The 16160-nt window shown below is 41.8% G+C and carries 16 protein-coding genes; 9 read left to right on the top strand and 7 right to left on the bottom strand.

Going from position 1 to position 16160, the window contains the following annotated elements; translation table 11 throughout:
- Positions 1-59: 59 nt before the first annotated feature.
- From thrS to ihfA, 7 genes are all read left to right on the top strand, one after another.
- Positions 60-1985, top strand: a complete 1926-nt coding sequence (gene thrS, locus K5620_RS10930) for a threonine--tRNA ligase (RefSeq protein WP_152784876.1) — start codon at positions 60-62, stop codon at positions 1983-1985.
- Positions 1986-1988: 3 nt separating this feature from the next.
- Positions 1989-2531 carry a translation initiation factor IF-3 gene (infC, locus tag K5620_RS10925; RefSeq protein WP_084681800.1) on the top strand — a complete coding sequence of 181 codons (543 nt, stop codon included), beginning with the start codon at positions 1989-1991 and terminating at the stop codon, positions 2529-2531.
- A gap of 100 nt (positions 2532-2631) precedes the next feature.
- Positions 2632-2829, top strand: coding sequence for a 50S ribosomal protein L35 (gene rpmI / locus K5620_RS10920; protein WP_016401507.1), 198 nt, complete (start codon positions 2632-2634; stop codon positions 2827-2829).
- Positions 2830-2847: 18 nt separating this feature from the next.
- A complete protein-coding gene (gene rplT / locus K5620_RS10915; RefSeq protein ID WP_016401506.1) occupies positions 2848-3201 on the top strand; it encodes a 50S ribosomal protein L20 in 354 nt (117 codons plus the stop codon).
- 259 nt (positions 3202-3460) lie between these two features.
- Positions 3461-4441, top strand: coding sequence for a phenylalanine--tRNA ligase subunit alpha (gene pheS / locus K5620_RS10910; RefSeq protein ID WP_016401505.1), 981 nt, complete (start codon positions 3461-3463; stop codon positions 4439-4441).
- Between the two features lie 12 nt (positions 4442-4453).
- Complete coding sequence (gene pheT / locus K5620_RS10905) at positions 4454-6841, top strand: phenylalanine--tRNA ligase subunit beta (protein ID WP_016401504.1); 2388 nt, start codon at positions 4454-4456, stop codon at positions 6839-6841.
- Positions 6842-6843: 2 nt separating this feature from the next.
- Positions 6844-7137, top strand: a complete 294-nt coding sequence (gene ihfA / locus K5620_RS10900) for an integration host factor subunit alpha (protein WP_016401503.1) — start codon at positions 6844-6846, stop codon at positions 7135-7137.
- Positions 7138-7209: 72 nt separating this feature from the next.
- Here the strand turns inward: ihfA and K5620_RS10895 are convergent, their stop codons facing one another.
- The 4 genes from K5620_RS10895 to K5620_RS10880 form a co-directional block, all read right to left on the bottom strand.
- Entirely contained in the window at positions 7210-7968 is a 759-nt protein-coding gene (locus K5620_RS10895) for an amino acid ABC transporter ATP-binding protein (protein WP_016401502.1), read from the bottom strand.
- Between the two features lie 14 nt (positions 7969-7982).
- Entirely contained in the window at positions 7983-9074 is a 1092-nt protein-coding gene (locus K5620_RS10890; protein WP_016401501.1) for an amino acid ABC transporter permease, read from the bottom strand.
- A gap of 1 nt (position 9075) precedes the next feature.
- Positions 9076-10272, bottom strand: coding sequence for an amino acid ABC transporter permease (locus tag K5620_RS10885; RefSeq protein WP_016401500.1), 1197 nt, complete (start codon positions 10270-10272; stop codon positions 9076-9078).
- A 70-nt stretch (positions 10273-10342) separates the two neighbouring features.
- Positions 10343-11368 (bottom strand): amino acid ABC transporter substrate-binding protein, encoded by a 1026-nt coding sequence (locus K5620_RS10880; protein WP_016401499.1) that lies wholly within the window; start codon positions 11366-11368, stop codon positions 10343-10345.
- A 516-nt stretch (positions 11369-11884) separates the two neighbouring features.
- Here K5620_RS10880 and cobB point away from each other — a divergent pair.
- Both cobB and K5620_RS10870 read left to right on the top strand, forming a co-directional pair.
- Positions 11885-12604 (top strand): Sir2 family NAD+-dependent deacetylase, encoded by a 720-nt coding sequence (gene cobB / locus K5620_RS10875; protein WP_016401498.1) that lies wholly within the window; start codon positions 11885-11887, stop codon positions 12602-12604.
- Positions 12601-13359 (top strand): glucosaminidase domain-containing protein, encoded by a 759-nt coding sequence (locus K5620_RS10870; protein ID WP_016401497.1) that lies wholly within the window; start codon positions 12601-12603, stop codon positions 13357-13359. The genes cobB and K5620_RS10870 overlap by 4 nt, the downstream gene beginning before the upstream one ends.
- Here K5620_RS10870 and ttcA read toward each other — a convergent pair.
- From ttcA to fnr, 3 genes are all read right to left on the bottom strand, one after another.
- Positions 13356-14252 (bottom strand): tRNA 2-thiocytidine(32) synthetase TtcA, encoded by an 897-nt coding sequence (ttcA, locus tag K5620_RS10865; RefSeq protein ID WP_016401496.1) that lies wholly within the window; start codon positions 14250-14252, stop codon positions 13356-13358. The genes K5620_RS10870 and ttcA overlap by 4 nt on opposite strands.
- Before the next feature lie 80 nt (positions 14253-14332).
- A complete protein-coding gene (gene uspE, locus K5620_RS10860) occupies positions 14333-15265 on the bottom strand; it encodes a universal stress protein UspE (RefSeq protein ID WP_016401495.1) in 933 nt (310 codons plus the stop codon).
- Positions 15266-15400: 135 nt separating this feature from the next.
- Positions 15401-16147 (bottom strand): fumarate/nitrate reduction transcriptional regulator Fnr, encoded by a 747-nt coding sequence (gene fnr, locus K5620_RS10855; protein ID WP_016401494.1) that lies wholly within the window; start codon positions 16145-16147, stop codon positions 15401-15403.
- Between the last annotated feature and the right edge of the window lie 13 nt (positions 16148-16160).

Genomic DNA, 16160 nt, shown 5'->3' with positions numbered 1-16160 from the left:
TTATCGACTAAATCATGTGATGTTTGGTAGGCATCACCACTGTATGAGCAAGGATAAATATGCCAGTTATTACTCTTCCTGACGGTAGTCAACGTCAATTCGAAAACCCAGTTTCAACTATGGATATCGCAGCCGATATCGGCCCAGGCTTAGCTAAAGCGTGTATTGCTGGCCGTGTAAACGGCGAACGTGTAGATGCCTGTGAACTTATTTCTGAAGATGCTCAAGTAGCGATTATCACCGCTAAAGACGAAGATGGGTTAGAAATCATTCGTCACTCTTGTGCTCACTTATTGGGTCATGCCATTAAACAAATGTGGCCTGAAACTAAAATGGCTATTGGTCCTACTATTGATAATGGCTTTTACTACGATATTGATTTAGAGCATTCGCTTACTCAAGAAGATATTGAAAACCTTGAAAAACGCATGAAAGCACTGGCCAAAACTAACTACGATGTAGTTAAAAAGACAGTGCCTCTAGCGGAGGCAAAAGCGGTATTCGAACAACGCGAAGAACCATACAAGCTAGAGATTATCGAAGGTATTGAGGCAAGTGCCACTCCTGGGCTTTACCATCACGAAGAATACGTAGACATGTGTCGCGGTCCACACGTACCTAACATGAAGTTCTGTCATCATTTTAAATTGATGAAAGTAGCTGGTGCATATTGGCGTGGCGATAGCAAAAATAAAATGTTGCAACGTGTATATGGCACCGCATGGGCAGATAAAAAACAACTAGCTGCATACTTAAAACGTCTTGAAGAAGCCGCTAAGCGCGACCACCGTAAAATTGGTAAGCAGCTAGACCTTTACCACATGCAAGAAGAAGCACCAGGTATGGTGTTCTGGCATGACTCTGGTTGGACGATTTTCCGTCAGTTAGAAACGTATGTACGTGAGCAGTTAACTAAGTACGATTATCAAGAAGTAAAAGCACCGCAAATTATGGATCGTAGTTTGTGGGAGCAGTCTGGGCACTGGGATAAGTATTCAGACGCAATGTTTACTACGCAGTCAGAAAGCCGTGAATACGCTGTTAAGCCGATGAACTGTCCGGGTCATATTCAAATCTTTAACCAAGGTTTGAAGTCTTACCGTGATCTTCCATTGCGCATGGCTGAGTTTGGATCTTGTCACCGTAACGAGCCATCTGGTTCATTACATGGTTTGATGCGTGTGCGTGGCTTTACCCAAGATGATGCGCACATCTTCTGTACTGAAGACCAAATTCAAGATGAAGTTGCTTCGTGTATCGACATGGTTTACGAAACATACAAAACCTTCGGCTTTGAAGAAATTGAAGTAAAACTCTCTACTCGCCCAGAGCAGCGAGTAGGTGACGACGAAACTTGGGATAAATCTGAAAAAGCCTTGGCTGATGCATTAACATCAAAAGGGATCGAATTTTCTTATTTGCCGGGAGAAGGTGCGTTTTACGGCCCTAAAATTGAGTTCACTCTTCACGACTGCCTAGATAGAGCATGGCAATGTGGTACTGTTCAGTTAGATTTCTCAATGCCAGGTCGTTTGTCTGCTTCATTTGTTGGAGAAGACAATGAACGCCATGTACCGGTAATGATTCACCGCGCCATTTTAGGTTCACTTGAACGCTTTATTGGTATTTTGACAGAGGAATATTCTGGTTTCTTCCCAACTTGGTTAGCTCCTAGACAGGTTGTTGTCATGAATATTACTGATAAACAGGCTGATTTTGTCCATCAAGTAGTAAAAAAATTAAATAAACAGGGCATTAGAGCCATTGCGGACTTGAGAAATGAGAAGATAGGCTTTAAAATCCGCGAACATACTCTAAAGCGTATTCCTTATTTGTTAGTAGTCGGCGATAAAGAAGTCGAAAGTAATGAGGTTGCGGTTAGAACTCGTAAGGGTGATGACTTAGGCAAATTTGCAGTAGACAAGTTTGTTGAGCAAGTTAAGCAAGAAATCACCAATCGTGACAATAATTGTATTGAGGTATAAATTATAAAAACCGGAAGACGTGGTCAGCAACAAGCTGCAAGAGCACATAAGATAAATGAAGAAATTCAAGCTCAAGAAGTACGCCTTAATGGCTTAGATGGCGAGTCCATCGGCATTGTAAGTTTGAATGAAGCGCTAAACATTGCCGAAGAATCTGGCGTTGATTTAGTTGAAATTAGTCCGAATGCTGAACCACCTGTTTGTCGGGTCATGGATTACGGTAAGTTCATTTACGAAAAGAGTAAATCTGTAAAAGAACAGAAGAAGAAGCAAAAACAGATTCAGGTTAAGGAAATAAAATTCCGACCTGGAACTGACGAAGGCGACTATCAGGTAAAACTACGCAACCTGGTTCGCTTTCTAGAAGAGGGTAATAAAGCTAAAGTAACGCTACGTTTCCGTGGTCGTGAAATGGCACACCAAAGCTTAGGCTTTGATCTTTTAAATCGCATTAAAGGTGATTTAGAAGAGCTAGCAGTTGTGGAAGCTTTTCCAAAAATGGAAGGTCGCCAAGCTGTTATGGTGTTAGGCCCTAAAAAGAAGTAACTAAGGCATCCAAGTAACAAGCAGCTTACTTTAACGAGTAAGCTGTTTTTGTTCGCCTTTAGTTATATGTTGTTAAACTCGCAATGCGGAGTGCATGTAAATGCCAAAAATGAAATCGAACAAAGGCGCAGCTAAGCGCTTTAAGAAAACTGCTTCTGGTGGTTTTAAATACAAACAAGCTGGTCTTCGTCACATCCTGACTAAGCGCCGTACTAAGGTAAAACGTCACCTTCGTCCGAAGGGTATGATTGCTGCATCTGATGTTGCATCAATTGTTCGCATGTTGCCGTACGCATAAGTTTAGAGGAAATTAAGAATGGCCAGAGTTAAACGCGGTGTACAAGCACGTGCACGTCATAAGAAAGTCTTAAAACAAGCCAAAGGTTACTACGGAGCACGTTCACGTGTTTATCGCGTAGCCTTCCAAGCGGTAATTAAAGCGGGTCAATACGCTTACCGTGACCGTCGTCAGCGTAAACGTCAATTCCGTCAATTATGGATTGCACGTATCAATGCTGCTTCTCGTCAAAATGGTTTGTCTTACAGCCGTTTCATTGACGGACTTAAAAAAGCATCTATCGAAATCGATCGTAAGATCCTAGCTGATATTGCTGTTTTTGATAAAGCAGCATTCACAGTATTGGTAGAAAAAGCAAAAGCTGCTTTATAAGTTTTATCAAGTTTGTGAAAAGGGAGCTTAGGCTCCCTTTTTTATTACCATTTTTTCAACAAATTTGGCCTTAATCTCTGTAAGTTATAGCATCAACTTCCATTACATTTTAGCGTCTGCTCAAATACCCAACAAACTCCTATAAAAATCCTTAGCAAACAAGCTTCCGCGCTAGCCATCAGCGACTCATTAAAGTACTATTTCCGGTCTTATTAAATACTAAAAATCAGCCGTTCCCTTGGTGGAATATGAGGAAATCATGCTAGATCTTGATGCGCTAATCAATCAGGCGAAGACTCACATAGAAGCAGCTTCTGCGATTAACGAACTCGATACCGTTCGCGTAGAATACCTAGGTAAAAAAGGGTTAATGACTAAACAGCTACAGGGACTTGGCAAATTATCGCCTGAAGAGCGTCCTCAAGCTGGTCAACTTATTAACCAAGCTAAACAAGCTATCCAAGAAGCATTGAATCAAAAGCGCGAATTATTGGTTCAGCAAGAATTAAACGCTAAATTGGCGGCGGAAACTGTTGATGTAACCCTACCAGGCCGTACCGATGAAATTGGTGGTTTACATCCAGTAACTCGAACAATTGAACGTATTCAAACGTTTTTTGGCGAGTTGGGTTTCCAGGTTAAATCTGGCCCGGAGATCGAAGATGGTTTCCATAACTTTGATGCATTAAACATTCCAGAGCACCACCCAGCGCGTGCTGACCACGATACGTTCTATTTTAATCCTAATCTGGTACTACGTACTCAAACTTCGGGTGTTCAAATCCGAACCATGGAGACGGAAAAACCACCAATTAGAATTATCTCGCCTGGGCGTGTATACCGTAACGATTACGACCAAACACACACTCCTATGTTCCATCAAGTTGAAGGCTTGATGGTTGATAAAAACGTTAACTTCACCGAGTTAAAAGGTGTGTTGTACGACTTCTTGCAAAACTTCTTTGAAGAAGACATGCAAGTACGTTTTCGTCCTTCATATTTCCCGTTTACCGAAACATCAGCCGAAGTTGACGTTTTAGGTAAAAATGGTTGGTTAGAAGTTTTGGGCTGCGGCATGGTGCACCCAAATGTATTACGTGCAGTAAATATTGACCCTGAAGAGTACACCGGTTTTGCCTTTGGCATGGGTGTAGAGCGTTTAACCATGTTGCGCTATGGCGTTAACGATTTACGTTCATTCTTCGAAAACGATTTACGTTTCCTAAAACAATTTAATTAAGGGTTAATTGAGATGAAATTTAGTGAATCCTGGCTAAGAGAGTGGGTTAACCCTAGCAATTCTCGCGACGAGTTAGCAGAACAGATTACTATGGCTGGCCTGGAAGTTGATGGCATAGAGCCGGTAGCGGCTGATTTTAACGGTGTTGTTATTGGCGAAGTGGTTGAATGCGGCCAACATCCTGATGCCGATAAACTTCGTGTTACCAAAATCAATATTGGCGCTGAAGAGTTACTCGACATTGTATGTGGCGCACCAAACTGCCGACAAGGTCTAAAAGTAGCCGTTGCAACTGTTGGTGCAGTGTTACCGGGCGACTTTAAAATCAAAAAAGCAAAGTTACGTGGGCAACCTTCTCATGGCATGCTTTGCGCCTACAGTGAACTGGGCATTAGTGACGAATCCGACGGTATTATGGAATTGCCAAGTGATGCTCCAATTGGTGCCGACTTACGTGACTACTTAAAGCTAGATGATGTCATCATTGAAGTAGATTTAACGCCGAACCGCGCAGATTGTTTAAGCCTACGTGGTTTAGCAAGAGAAGTTGGTGTACTAAATCAGTTAGACGTAACAGAGCCACAATGGCAAAACGCTGAAGTAACAATTAACGATACGTTTACGGTAAATGTTGAAGCTACAGAGCAGTGCCCACGTTATTTAGGTCGTGTAATTAAAGGCGTAAATGTAAAAGCAGCAACACCGTTATGGATGCAAGAGCGTCTGCGTCGCAGTGGTATTCGCTCAATCGATCCTGTTGTAGATATCACAAATTACGTGTTAGTTGAGCAAGGGCAACCTATGCATGCCTTTGATTTAGCGAAACTAACAGGCTCCATTGATGTACGTTTAGCTAACGATGGTGAAAAACTGGTTTTACTCGACGGTAATGAAGTTGAGCTTAAAGAAAACACCTTAGCTATTTGTGACCAAACTGGTCCAATTGCAATGGCGGGAATTTTTGGTGGCGAGAAAACTGGTGTAACTGAAACTAGCCAAGACATTTTCCTAGAGTGTGCTTTCTTCAGTAAATTGGCAATTACCGGTAGAGCGAGACAGTATGGTTTGCATACAGACTCATCACACCGTTATGAGCGAGGCGTAGATTACCAACTACAAAACCAAGCTATTGAGCGCGCTACTCAACTTCTTGTTGAAATTTGCGGTGGCGAAGTTGGCCCTGTCGTTGAGTCTGGTGACCAAACTAAATTACCTAAAGCGAAGACAATTACTCTACGCCACGCGCGTTTAGAAAAAGTTGTCGGTTATAGCTTTTCTAAACAGCAAGTTAGTGAAATCCTCACTCGCTTAGGTATGTCGGTAACAGAAACAGAGCAAGGTTGGGATGCGACTGCACCTAGCTATCGTTTTGATATGGACATCGAAGAAGACCTAATCGAAGAAGTTGCTCGTATTTACGGTTACAACAACATTCCAAATGTTTCTCCAGTTGCTTCATTAAAAATGAGTCAACATCAAGAAGTTGAACTGCCAGCAACTAAGTTGCGTCAGCTACTTTGTGCCCGCGGCTACCAAGAAGCAGTGACTTACAGCTTTGTTGATCCTAAACGTCAACAACTGTTGCACCCACAGCAAGAAACAATGGTATTGCCACACCCAATTTCTGTAGAAATGTCGGTAATGCGCTTAAGCTTGTTGACCGGGTTGTTAGACACGGTTTCTTACAACCAAAAGCGCCAGCAATCTCGTGTTCGAGTATTTGAGTCGGGTTTACGTTTTGTTCCAGACCAAAATGCCGAAAATGGTGTTAGCCAAACGCCAATGCTTGCAGGTGTAATTAGTGGTAATGCTAATCAAGAAGCTTGGAACACCACTGAACGAGAACTCGATTTCTTCGATATCAAAGGTGATGTAGAAGCGCTTATTCAACAAACTGTTGATGCAGGCTCTTTTAGCTTTGAAGCTACTCAAAACCCAGCTTTACATCCTGGCCAAGCTGCTAACATTTTGCGCAACGGAGAAGTGGTTGGTTACGTTGGTGCTTTGCATCCTCAGCATCTTAAAGCGTTTGGCTTGAGCAGTAAGATATTTGTATTCGAATTGGTATTAGACGCCGTTACTCAACGCAAATTGCCAGATGCCCAGCCAGTTTCTAAGTTCCCAGCAAACCGTCGCGACCTTGCTTTACTGGTATCGCAACAGGTAAAAGCTAGCGATTTATTAAATTGCATTAAGAAAGTTGGCGGAAATCAATTAGTTGGCGTAAACTTATTCGATGTATACAAAGGGAAAGGCATTGCAGACGATATGCAGAGTATTGCTATCAGTTTAACCTTGCAAGAGCAAAGCCGTACCCTTGAAGAAAAAGAGATTGCCGCTACAGTTGACACCATTGTAGAGGCGTTACGTACAGAGTTTGACGCATCCTTGAGGGACTAGTTATGGCATTAACTAAAGCTGACCTGGCAGAAAATTTATTTGAAAACTTAGGCTTTAGCAAAAGAGAGTCTAAAGAAGTAGTAGAAGCTTTTTTTGAAGAAATACGGGTGGCTTTGGAAAGTGGGGAACAAGTCAAAATTTCCGGTTTCGGTAACTTTGACCTAAGGGAGAAAAATCAACGCCCTGGTCGTAATCCGAAAACGGGTGAAGATATCCCCATCTCTGCGCGTCGAGTAGTCACCTTCCGTCCTGGGCAAAAGCTCAAAAGTAGGGTAGAGAACGCCGAACCTAAATAGCATATTTAGGACATAAAAAAGGAAGCCAGTTGGCTTCCTTTTCTTTTACTTTAGTTTATAAAGTCACAGATTCTAGTGATTAAGAATCTGACTCAAGAACAGTTTCGTTCTGTCTGACTGCGGATTTTCAAAGAATTCTACCGGCTCGTTCTCTTCAATGATTTCACCTCTGTCCATGAATATCACACGATCAGCAACTTGTTTAGCAAAGCCCATTTCGTGAGTTACACAAAGCATCGTCATACCTTCGTTCGCCAGTTCAACCATTACATCTAGTACTTCACGAACCATTTCAGGATCGAGTGCCGAAGTAGGTTCATCAAACAACATAATAGATGGATTCATACATAAGCTTCGAGCGATAGCCACACGTTGCTGCTGACCACCTGAAAGCTGGCCAGGGTACTTATCAGCTTGCTCTGGGATTTTAACCCGCTCTAAGTATTTCATTGCTGTGGCTTCTGCTTCTGCCTTAGGGATCTTTTTCACCCAAATTGGCGCTAAGCAGCAGTTTTGTAAAACGGTTAGGTGAGGGAATAGATTAAAGTGTTGGAAACACATCCCCACATCACTTCTCACCGTTTCAATACTTTTTAGGTCACTCTGTAGCTCGGTGCCATTAACAATGATGTCGCCTTTTTGGTGCTCTTCTAAGCGGTTAATACAGCGAATCATAGTCGATTTGCCCGAACCAGAAGGGCCACAAATAACAATTTTTTCGCCTTTGGCTACGGTAAGATCTAAGTCCTTTAGTACGTGAAACTCACCGTACCATTTGTTCATTCCCTTGAGCTGAATAACTACTTCAGGGTTTGTTTGATTAGATGTCATGTAAAATTTCCTTATTAATGTCCTGTGTGTAGTTTCTTCTCAAGATGAATCGAATAGCGAGACATACCGAAACAGAACACCCAAAATACAAAAGCGATAAATACGTACATTTCTGTAGAGAAACCAAGCCATTCTGGATCTGCTAATGCAGATTGACCAATAGCCAATAAATCGAATAATCCAATAACCAATACCAAACTAGTATCTTTGAAAAGCGCTATAAAGGTATTAACAATCGAAGGAATGGTTATCTTCAAAGCCTGAGGCAAGATAATTAAACCCATCGACTGCCAATAGGTTAAATTTAGTGCTTCGCCGGCTTCGTACTGACCTTTTGGTATAGCTTGTAGGCCACCACGAATAACTTCGGCCATGTAGGCTGACTGGAACATGATGATACCGATCATGGCACGAAGTAACTTGTTAAAATCAACTTCAGAGCCTACAAACAGCGGCAACATTACAGAGGCCATAAACAACACGGTGATTAAAGGTACCGCACGCCAAAACTCAATATAGATGGTACAAAAGCTTCGCACTATCGGCATATGAGAACGACGCCCAAGCGCCAATAAAATACCAAATGGTAAGGCCGCTACAATGCCTACAATAGCTAATACCAAAGTAAGCATTAAACCACCCCATTGGTGGGTTTCTACTTTAGGTAAGCCGAACGAATCACCGAGTAACAAGAAAAATACAATTACTGGGTAGATAACTAAGCTAAAAATTGCGACTTTGGGTTTATGAGGTGTTTTCTCATAGACTAATGCCGCGATTAGAATCAGGAAAGTAACAAAGACAATATTTACTCTCCAGCGTTCTGCAGAAGGGTAGAAGCCATAAATTAGCTGAGAGAAACGATCTGCTACAAACACCCAACATGCGCCGTCGCTGGTACAAGCCTCTCGGCTATCTCCTATCCAATCTGCTTCCAAGAACACCCATTGAATGGCGGATACCAGTGGTGGAACGATTAAGTAAAGAATAAACAGAGTAAAAAAGCTGTTTATCCATGAGGAAAACAAATTTTTCTTTAGCCAACCCACAAAGCCTACGCTGAGGTTAGGTGGAGCTAAATCAGGTTTAAATTGATGCTCTGACATATTAACGCTCCACTAAAGCCATTTTCTTGTTGTAAATGTTCATCAAGATTGAAGTTGTAATACTGATAGTTAAGTAAACTGCCATGGTTAAGGCGATAACTTCAATAGCTTGTCCAGTTTGGTTAAGAGTTGTTCCCATGAACACTGAGACCAAATCAGGGTAACCAATAGCTGTAGCTAATGATGAGTTCTTAGTAAGGTTTAAATACTGGCTGGTGAGTGGCGGAATAATGACTCGCATAGCCTGCGGAATAATCACCAATTTTAAGGCTTGCGTTCGAGTTAAACCGAGTGATTCAGCTGCTTCACTTTGACCTTTGCTAACCGCCAAAATGCCTGAGCGAACAATCTCAGCAATAAACGCAGCTGTATAGGTTGTTAAAGCAACTAACAACGCTGCAAGTTCTGGGATAACAACCATACCACCTTGGAAGTTAAAACCTTTTAAAGCTGGGTAATCTAGTGAAATAGGCATACCCATTACAAAAAATGCAAGTAGTGGTAGTAGTACAATTAGACCTGCTGATACCGAAAAAACCGGAAAGGGTTGACCGGTAGCCATTTGGCGCTTTTTAGCCCACTTAGCGATAATGAACGAACCGATAATGGCAGCGATAAAAGCAAATACTACTATGTTAGACCCAGCTTCCATCACCGGACTTGGCATATATAAACCACGTACGTTGAGGAAAACCGCTTCGCCTATATGCGCACTTTGTCGAGGGCTTGGCAAAGCCCTAAGCACCGCAAAGTACCAGAAAAATATTTGAAGTAGCAAAGGAATGTTGCGCATGGTTTCAATGTAAACCGTGGCAACTTTAGAAATTAACCAGTTACTAGATAAACGAGCCACCCCCATAATAAACCCGAGGATGGTGGCGAAAATGATACCTAATATCGATATTAAAATTGTATTTAGCAGTCCAACAACGAAAGTTCGACCAAAAGTGTGGCTTTCATCGTATTCGACTAATGATTGAATAATGCCGAAGCCTGCGGTTTGGTTCATGAAACCAAAACCAGTGGTAATGCCACGTTGTTCTAAGTTGAAAAGCGCGTTACTGATGATGTAGTAGAAGAAGCCAATAACACCGATAACGACAATAATTTGGAAAACTAGCGCTCTTACGTTGGGATCAAACCAGATCTTACGAAGACTATTTGCTGAGTTATCCTTTGAGGAAGGATGAGCAGCCATATAATGTAACCTAGTAATGTAGGATTAAAACGAAGAGAGCAGGGCAAGCCCTGCTCTAATAAGGTAGAAATTAACGAATTGGTGGAGCGTATTGGAAGCCGCCATCGTTCCAAAGGGCATTAACACCACGTGCAATACCTAGAGGAGAACCTGCACCAACATTTTTCTCAAAAGACTCGCCGTAGCTACCTACTTGCTTAACAATGTTGTAGCCCCATTTGTCATCTAGACCTAAACCTTTACCCTTAGGACCTTCTAAACCTAAGATACGACGAACGTTAGGGTTAGTAGATTTAAGCATGTCGTCTGCGTTAGCCGAAGTTAAGCCATACTCTTCAGCATTGATCATCGCAAATAGAGACCACTTAACAATGTTTAGCCACTGGTCGTCACCTTGACGAACAACTGGGCCAAGAGGCTCTTTAGAAATGATTTCTGGCAATACCATCGCGCTATCTGGCTTAGCTAGTTTAATGCGCAGTGCATAAAGTTGAGATTGGTCTGAAGTAAGAACGTCACAACGGCCAGCTTCAAAACCTTTAACTGTTTGGTCTGAAGTATCAAATACAACAGGAGTGTATTTCATGCCGTGCTCACGGAAGTAATCCGCTAGGTTAAGTTCAGTAGTAGTACCTGATTGAATACAAACAGCAGCGCCGTCTAATTCTTTAGCTGAAGAAACACCCAGCTCTTTACTTACCATAAAGCCTTGGCCGTCATAATAGTTCACACCAGCAAAGTTCAAACCTAATGAACTATCGCGTGTTAGCGTCCAAGTAGTGTTACGAGAAAGAATATCAATTTCGCCTGATTGAAGTGCAGTAAAGCGCTCTTTCGCAGTAAGGGGAGTGTATTTAACTTTAGATGCATCACCTAAAACGGCTGCAGCTACTGCGCGACATACGTCAACATCAAGGCCTTGCCAGTTGCCGTCGGCATCTGGGTTTGAGAAACCTGGTAAGCCAGTACTAACGCCACATTGTAGGAAACCTTTACTTTTCACATTGTCTAACGTTCCTTCAGCAGCGCTTGCGTTAGCAGCAAATGCTAGAGCAACAGCAGCAACTGCGGCTTTAATATGCGTGTTTTTTAACATGTTTTCTTCCCTGTACAGTTTGTCTTCTATTGTGGGGTATATCACTCGAAAAATTTGCTTGAGTGCTAATTTGAGCCAATAACAACATAAACATTCAAATATTGGGTGTCAACATTATTGTAACACCGCAATCGCGGTAGAATGCCGAATAACTGACCACTAGCGCAAATCTATTCAATATAAATGAATATAGTATCAAGCCGCTTAAGTTTTTGGCTTATCAAGTTTTTGTTGCGCTAGATCAAGATTAGCACAGCTAGCGATAATTCCCTGATTTAGTTACCTTAAAAGTGCTAAAAGCGAGATATGTCGCAAAAGTTAGATTTTGAAACGTAGTATGGAAGGAGAAACTAGATATTCTACTTTATGTCGAAATTCCTACTGGCTAGTATGTTAACACTTAGTTACAAACAGGCGTAAAATACTGTGTTACAACTTAAGTAGGATGGGGTCTTATGCTGACTTATTATATATTTATAGTAGCTTCTACCTGAAATTGAAGAAAAGAAGATGAATATGAAAAAAAATGTCATTGTTTTAACCGGCGCCGGTGTTTCTGCCGAGTCAGGCATCCAAACATTTCGAGATTCTGACGGGCTATGGGAAAAGCATCGAGTAGAGGATGTAGCAACACCAGAAGCTTATCAACGATCTCCCGATTTTGTTGACCAGTTTTATAATCTACGCCGTAAGCAGCTACAAGACGGAAATGTTCATCCTAATCCAGCCCACTTTGCTTTAGCAGAACTTGAGAAACATCAAGACATCGAATTGTTGGTTATCACCCAAAATATCGATGACTTACACGAACGTGCAGGTAGTAAGAATGTGTTACATATGCACGGAGAGTTACTAAAAGCACGTTGCCCAGTCAGTAACCAGACAACTGTGTGGAAGGAAGACTTAGGTAGTGACGTGTTGTGCACTTGCTGTCAATTTCCGACGCGGCTTAGACCTCATGTAGTTTGGTTTGGCGAAATGCCAATTGGTTTAGATAGAATTTATCACCAGCTGAACCACTGTGATATATTTATGGCGATCGGAACATCTGGTCATGTATTTCCTGCTGGAGGTTTTGTTCACGAAGCGGCAAGTCACGATGCGCGCACTATAGAATTAAATCTTGAACCCTCAGAAATGCAGAGCGAATTTGGCGAACGCTATTACGGCCCAGCCAGCGAATTAGTACCCGAGTTTCTTAGTGAACTCACTTCAGAACTAAGAGTTAATAATTGAAAAGAATAATTTTACCGGGATTGGTAGCAGTGTTTTTAGTTGCTTGTGAACAATCCCCAGAGCAGCAAGCTCAGTCACAAAGCTTACCTCCGCTGCACGAAATTGAAAATGTTCAACAAAAAAAGCAAAGCTTTACAGACTTCATCACTCCACTAATTGAAGCAAGCAACAATAAAATATTGCAACAACGCTCAGAAGTGGAAGCTATAGCCGCAACGTTAGCTAAGAGCTCAAGCCTTTCTAACAAACAAAAACAGACACTAAGTCAGCTCACAGAGCTCTATCGAGTTGACCCATCGCTGGATGAACAATCCCAAATTCAACACTTATTAGTTAAAGTAGATCTTATTCCACCAGCTTTAGTACTTGCACAGGCAGCAAATGAATCAGCTTGGGGAACGTCGCGATTTGCCCGTGAAGGTAATAACTTATTTGGGCAATGGTGTTATAAGAAGGGCTGTGGTTTAGTTCCTTTGAATCGAAACGATGGGGCTAACCACGAAGTAAGAAAGTTCGATAGCGTGTATGAGTCGGTGAGTGTGTATATGAATAACTTAAATAGCCACCCAGCATACAAAGGTTTCCAGCAACAACGAAATCTGGCACGCTCTAGCGGAGAATTAAACGCAATGGAACTAGCTACTCAACTGAGCAGTTACTCTGAAAGAGGCGAAGCTTACGTAGAAGAGTTACAGCAAATGATGAGGGTTAACCAAAACATTTGGCCAACCCGAACACCGATTATCGCAGGTTAAAGCTCAACAACTTGCACAATACCAGCTTGGCTTTGTTGGCTTGGCTGGTCTTCTAACTCTGGCGCATCAAAGCCAATATCACCACCATCAATAATTCCACTATCTCGATTTATTGATTTAAAGTCGAATTGTTGATGGTCGAGTAGGTGTGAAGGAACTACATTTTGGACCGATCTAAACATCGATTCGATTCGGCCGGGAAAACGCTTTTCCCAATCGTTAAGCATTTGCTTAATCGCTTGGCGTTGTAGGTTTTCTTGGGAACCACAAAGGTTACAAGGAATGATTGGAAAGGATTTCAGCTCTGCATATTTTTCCATATCGCTTTCTTTACAATAAGCCATAGGGCGAATAACTACATGTTTGCCATCATCGCTAACCAACTTCGGTGGCATGGTTTTAAGTTTGCCTCCATGGAACATATTCAAAAATAAAGTTTCTAATATGTCGTCTCGGTGATGGCCTAAGGCGATTTTGGTCGCTCCTAGTTCAGTGGCTGTTCTATACAAAATGCCCCTACGCAAACGCGAACACAGTGAACAAGTTGTTTTCCCTTCTGGTATTTTGTCTTTAACTATCGAATAAGTGTCTTCTTCTACGATTTTGTATTCAATATCTAAGCCTTTTAGATATTCAGGCAAAATATGCTCTGGGAAACCCGGTTGTTTTTGATCTAGATTGACAGCAACTACATCAAAGTTTATCGGAGCATGGGCGCGTAGGTTTAATAGTATGTCTAGCATTGCATAACTGTCTTTACCACCGGATAAACAAACCATTATTTTGTCGCCATCTTCAATCATGTTGTAGTCGGCAATAGCTTGTCCAACATGACGTCGAATTCGCTTTTGTAGCTTGTTGTGGTTGTATTGTTGTTTTGCTGTAACTGACATAGTGTGTTCCCAATAAAAAAGCGGGGCTATTATATAACCCCGCTTTGCTTAAGCAATGTTTAACGTCAGTTTAGCTTTATCTATTTTTGAAAAGGACTGACAAAATTTTGCGGTTTAAGCGCCAATAAATCGCAGTCTAATTGGTCGATAACGTGTTCAGCGGTATTGCCAATAAGTGCAGCACTAAACCCGCTTCTACCTGAGGTACCCAAAATAACAATTTCTGCATCTATCTCGTTTGCTACTTCAGGGATTACATCGTCAGGTAAACCTTCCTCAAGGTGTGTGGTGACCACTTGCTCAAATTGTTCTTCAACAAATTTGTTAAGCGCGGTTTTATGAAACTCCATGACGTTCTTATTGTACTTAAGCGGATCAAAGTCTGGCAGCTCTATCGCAATATTTACCGGTGCTGCAGGATAGGCAGTTACCACATGTAAATTTGCGTCTAGCAACTTACTTAGGTCTTTTGCTTCGTTAGCGATTCGCTCGTTTAATTTGTGGTGCTCTTCATCTTCTGCTCCTGCGTGGATCGCAGCAACAATTTTACCCTCGGTTGGCCAGTCATGTTCTTTTACCATTAACACTGGAGTGGGGCATTTACGCAAAATATGCCAATCGTTCGGGGTAAAAATAATCGACTGTAAAGTAGGGTGCGGGTGTGTCGCTTTAACGACTAGGTCGTGACCAAAGTCGAGAACTTCTTCAATGACACTTTCGTATAAGCGATTGTTCCAAACTACTTTGGTTTCTATTTCTATCCCAGCAGTGTTTGTTGCAGCTATTACTTCATTTAGCCAAACATTACGTTCTTCTATCACTCCTGAACGCATAGCTTCGCGCTCTTCTCCAGATAACATGGATGTCATCTCGTAAGAAAAGTCGTAAATAGTAAGTAGAGCTTTGATTTTTGCTTTGTCTTCTTTCTGCGCAAGAAAAACAGCACGAGACAAGGCCGCCTGGGTGTCGTGAAGAGGGTCGATGACCACTAAAATATTACGATACTTAATCATAAAGCAGCTCCTAGAATCTTCTGGAATAGCTACTTAACTTTAGCTTAATTTGGTAGGAATAAATTAGATATAGTTAACACTGACCTAGATTTCTTTCGATAGATTGATGTAAATCAGGTCAGTGTTATTAGGTACTTAGCTTTGTTTAGTACCAGCTAGTTGGCGTAGTGCATCACGATCAGTGATTGAAATGTATTTACCTTTTACTGCAATCATATCTGCTTTTTGGAAACGACCAAGTAAACGGGAAATGGTTTCTACAGTTAGCCCTAAATAATTACCGATATCACCACGAGTCATAGTCAGACGAAATTCTCTTGGAGAAAAACCTCGCTCCGAAAAGCGTTGTGATAAACCGTAAATAAAGGCAGCTAAACGTTCTTCTGCATTCTTTTTGCTTAGTAGCAAAATCATTTCTTGGTCTGCAACAATTTCATTACTCATTAAGCGCATCATTTGACGGCGTAACTTAGGCATTGTGGCAGACAATTCATCCATGGTGTCGAAAGGAATTTCACATACCATTGATGTTTCAAGTGCCTGAGCAAAACTAGGGTGCTCTTGGCTGTTAATGGCATCAAAGCCAACTAGGTCGCCAGCTAAGTGAAAACCGGTGATCTGTTCATCACCTTGTTCAGTAATGGTGTAGGACTTAATTGTACCTGAGCGAATGGCGTATAAGCTTTTTAGCTTATCGCCTGCAGCAAATATTTCTTCGCCTTTCTGAATAGGCTTTTTACGCTCGATAATGCTATCTAAGCGATCTAGCTCGGTCTCATTAAGAGAGAAAGGGATACATAACTGGGCGATACTGCAATCTTGGCAGTGAATTTCACAACCACCAGTTTGGATTCTTTGACTAGCTTTTGGGTTAATGCTCATACTCAAACTATGC

This window comes from Agarivorans albus (assembly GCF_019670105.1).
GTDB classification, from domain to species: Bacteria; Pseudomonadota; Gammaproteobacteria; order Enterobacterales; family Celerinatantimonadaceae; genus Agarivorans; species Agarivorans albus.
Note: the sequence above shows the minus strand (reverse complement) of the source record. Positions and strands in the feature narration are given on the sequence as shown.

Coding starts and splice junctions, on each gene's coding strand:
- ttcA (WP_016401496.1), bottom strand. CDS start 14,252: ATGTCAGTTACAGCAAAACAACAATACAACCACAACAAGCTACAAAAG.
- pheT (WP_016401504.1), top strand. CDS start 4,454: ATGAAATTTAGTGAATCCTGGCTAAGAGAGTGGGTTAACCCTAGCAAT.
- K5620_RS10890 (WP_016401501.1), bottom strand. CDS start 9,074: ATGTCAGAGCATCAATTTAAACCTGATTTAGCTCCACCTAACCTCAGC.
- K5620_RS10895 (WP_016401502.1), bottom strand. CDS start 7,968: ATGACATCTAATCAAACAAACCCTGAAGTAGTTATTCAGCTCAAGGGA.
- pheS (WP_016401505.1), top strand. CDS start 3,461: ATGCTAGATCTTGATGCGCTAATCAATCAGGCGAAGACTCACATAGAA.
- thrS (WP_152784876.1), top strand. CDS start 60: ATGCCAGTTATTACTCTTCCTGACGGTAGTCAACGTCAATTCGAAAAC.
- ihfA (WP_016401503.1), top strand. CDS start 6,844: ATGGCATTAACTAAAGCTGACCTGGCAGAAAATTTATTTGAAAACTTA.
- cobB (WP_016401498.1), top strand. CDS start 11,885: ATGAAAAAAAATGTCATTGTTTTAACCGGCGCCGGTGTTTCTGCCGAG.
- fnr (WP_016401494.1), bottom strand. CDS start 16,147: ATGAGCATTAACCCAAAAGCTAGTCAAAGAATCCAAACTGGTGGTTGT.
- rpmI (WP_016401507.1), top strand. CDS start 2,632: ATGCCAAAAATGAAATCGAACAAAGGCGCAGCTAAGCGCTTTAAGAAA.
- uspE (WP_016401495.1), bottom strand. CDS start 15,265: ATGATTAAGTATCGTAATATTTTAGTGGTCATCGACCCTCTTCACGAC.
- K5620_RS10885 (WP_016401500.1), bottom strand. CDS start 10,272: ATGGCTGCTCATCCTTCCTCAAAGGATAACTCAGCAAATAGTCTTCGT.
- K5620_RS10880 (WP_016401499.1), bottom strand. CDS start 11,368: ATGTTAAAAAACACGCATATTAAAGCCGCAGTTGCTGCTGTTGCTCTA.
- rplT (WP_016401506.1), top strand. CDS start 2,848: ATGGCCAGAGTTAAACGCGGTGTACAAGCACGTGCACGTCATAAGAAA.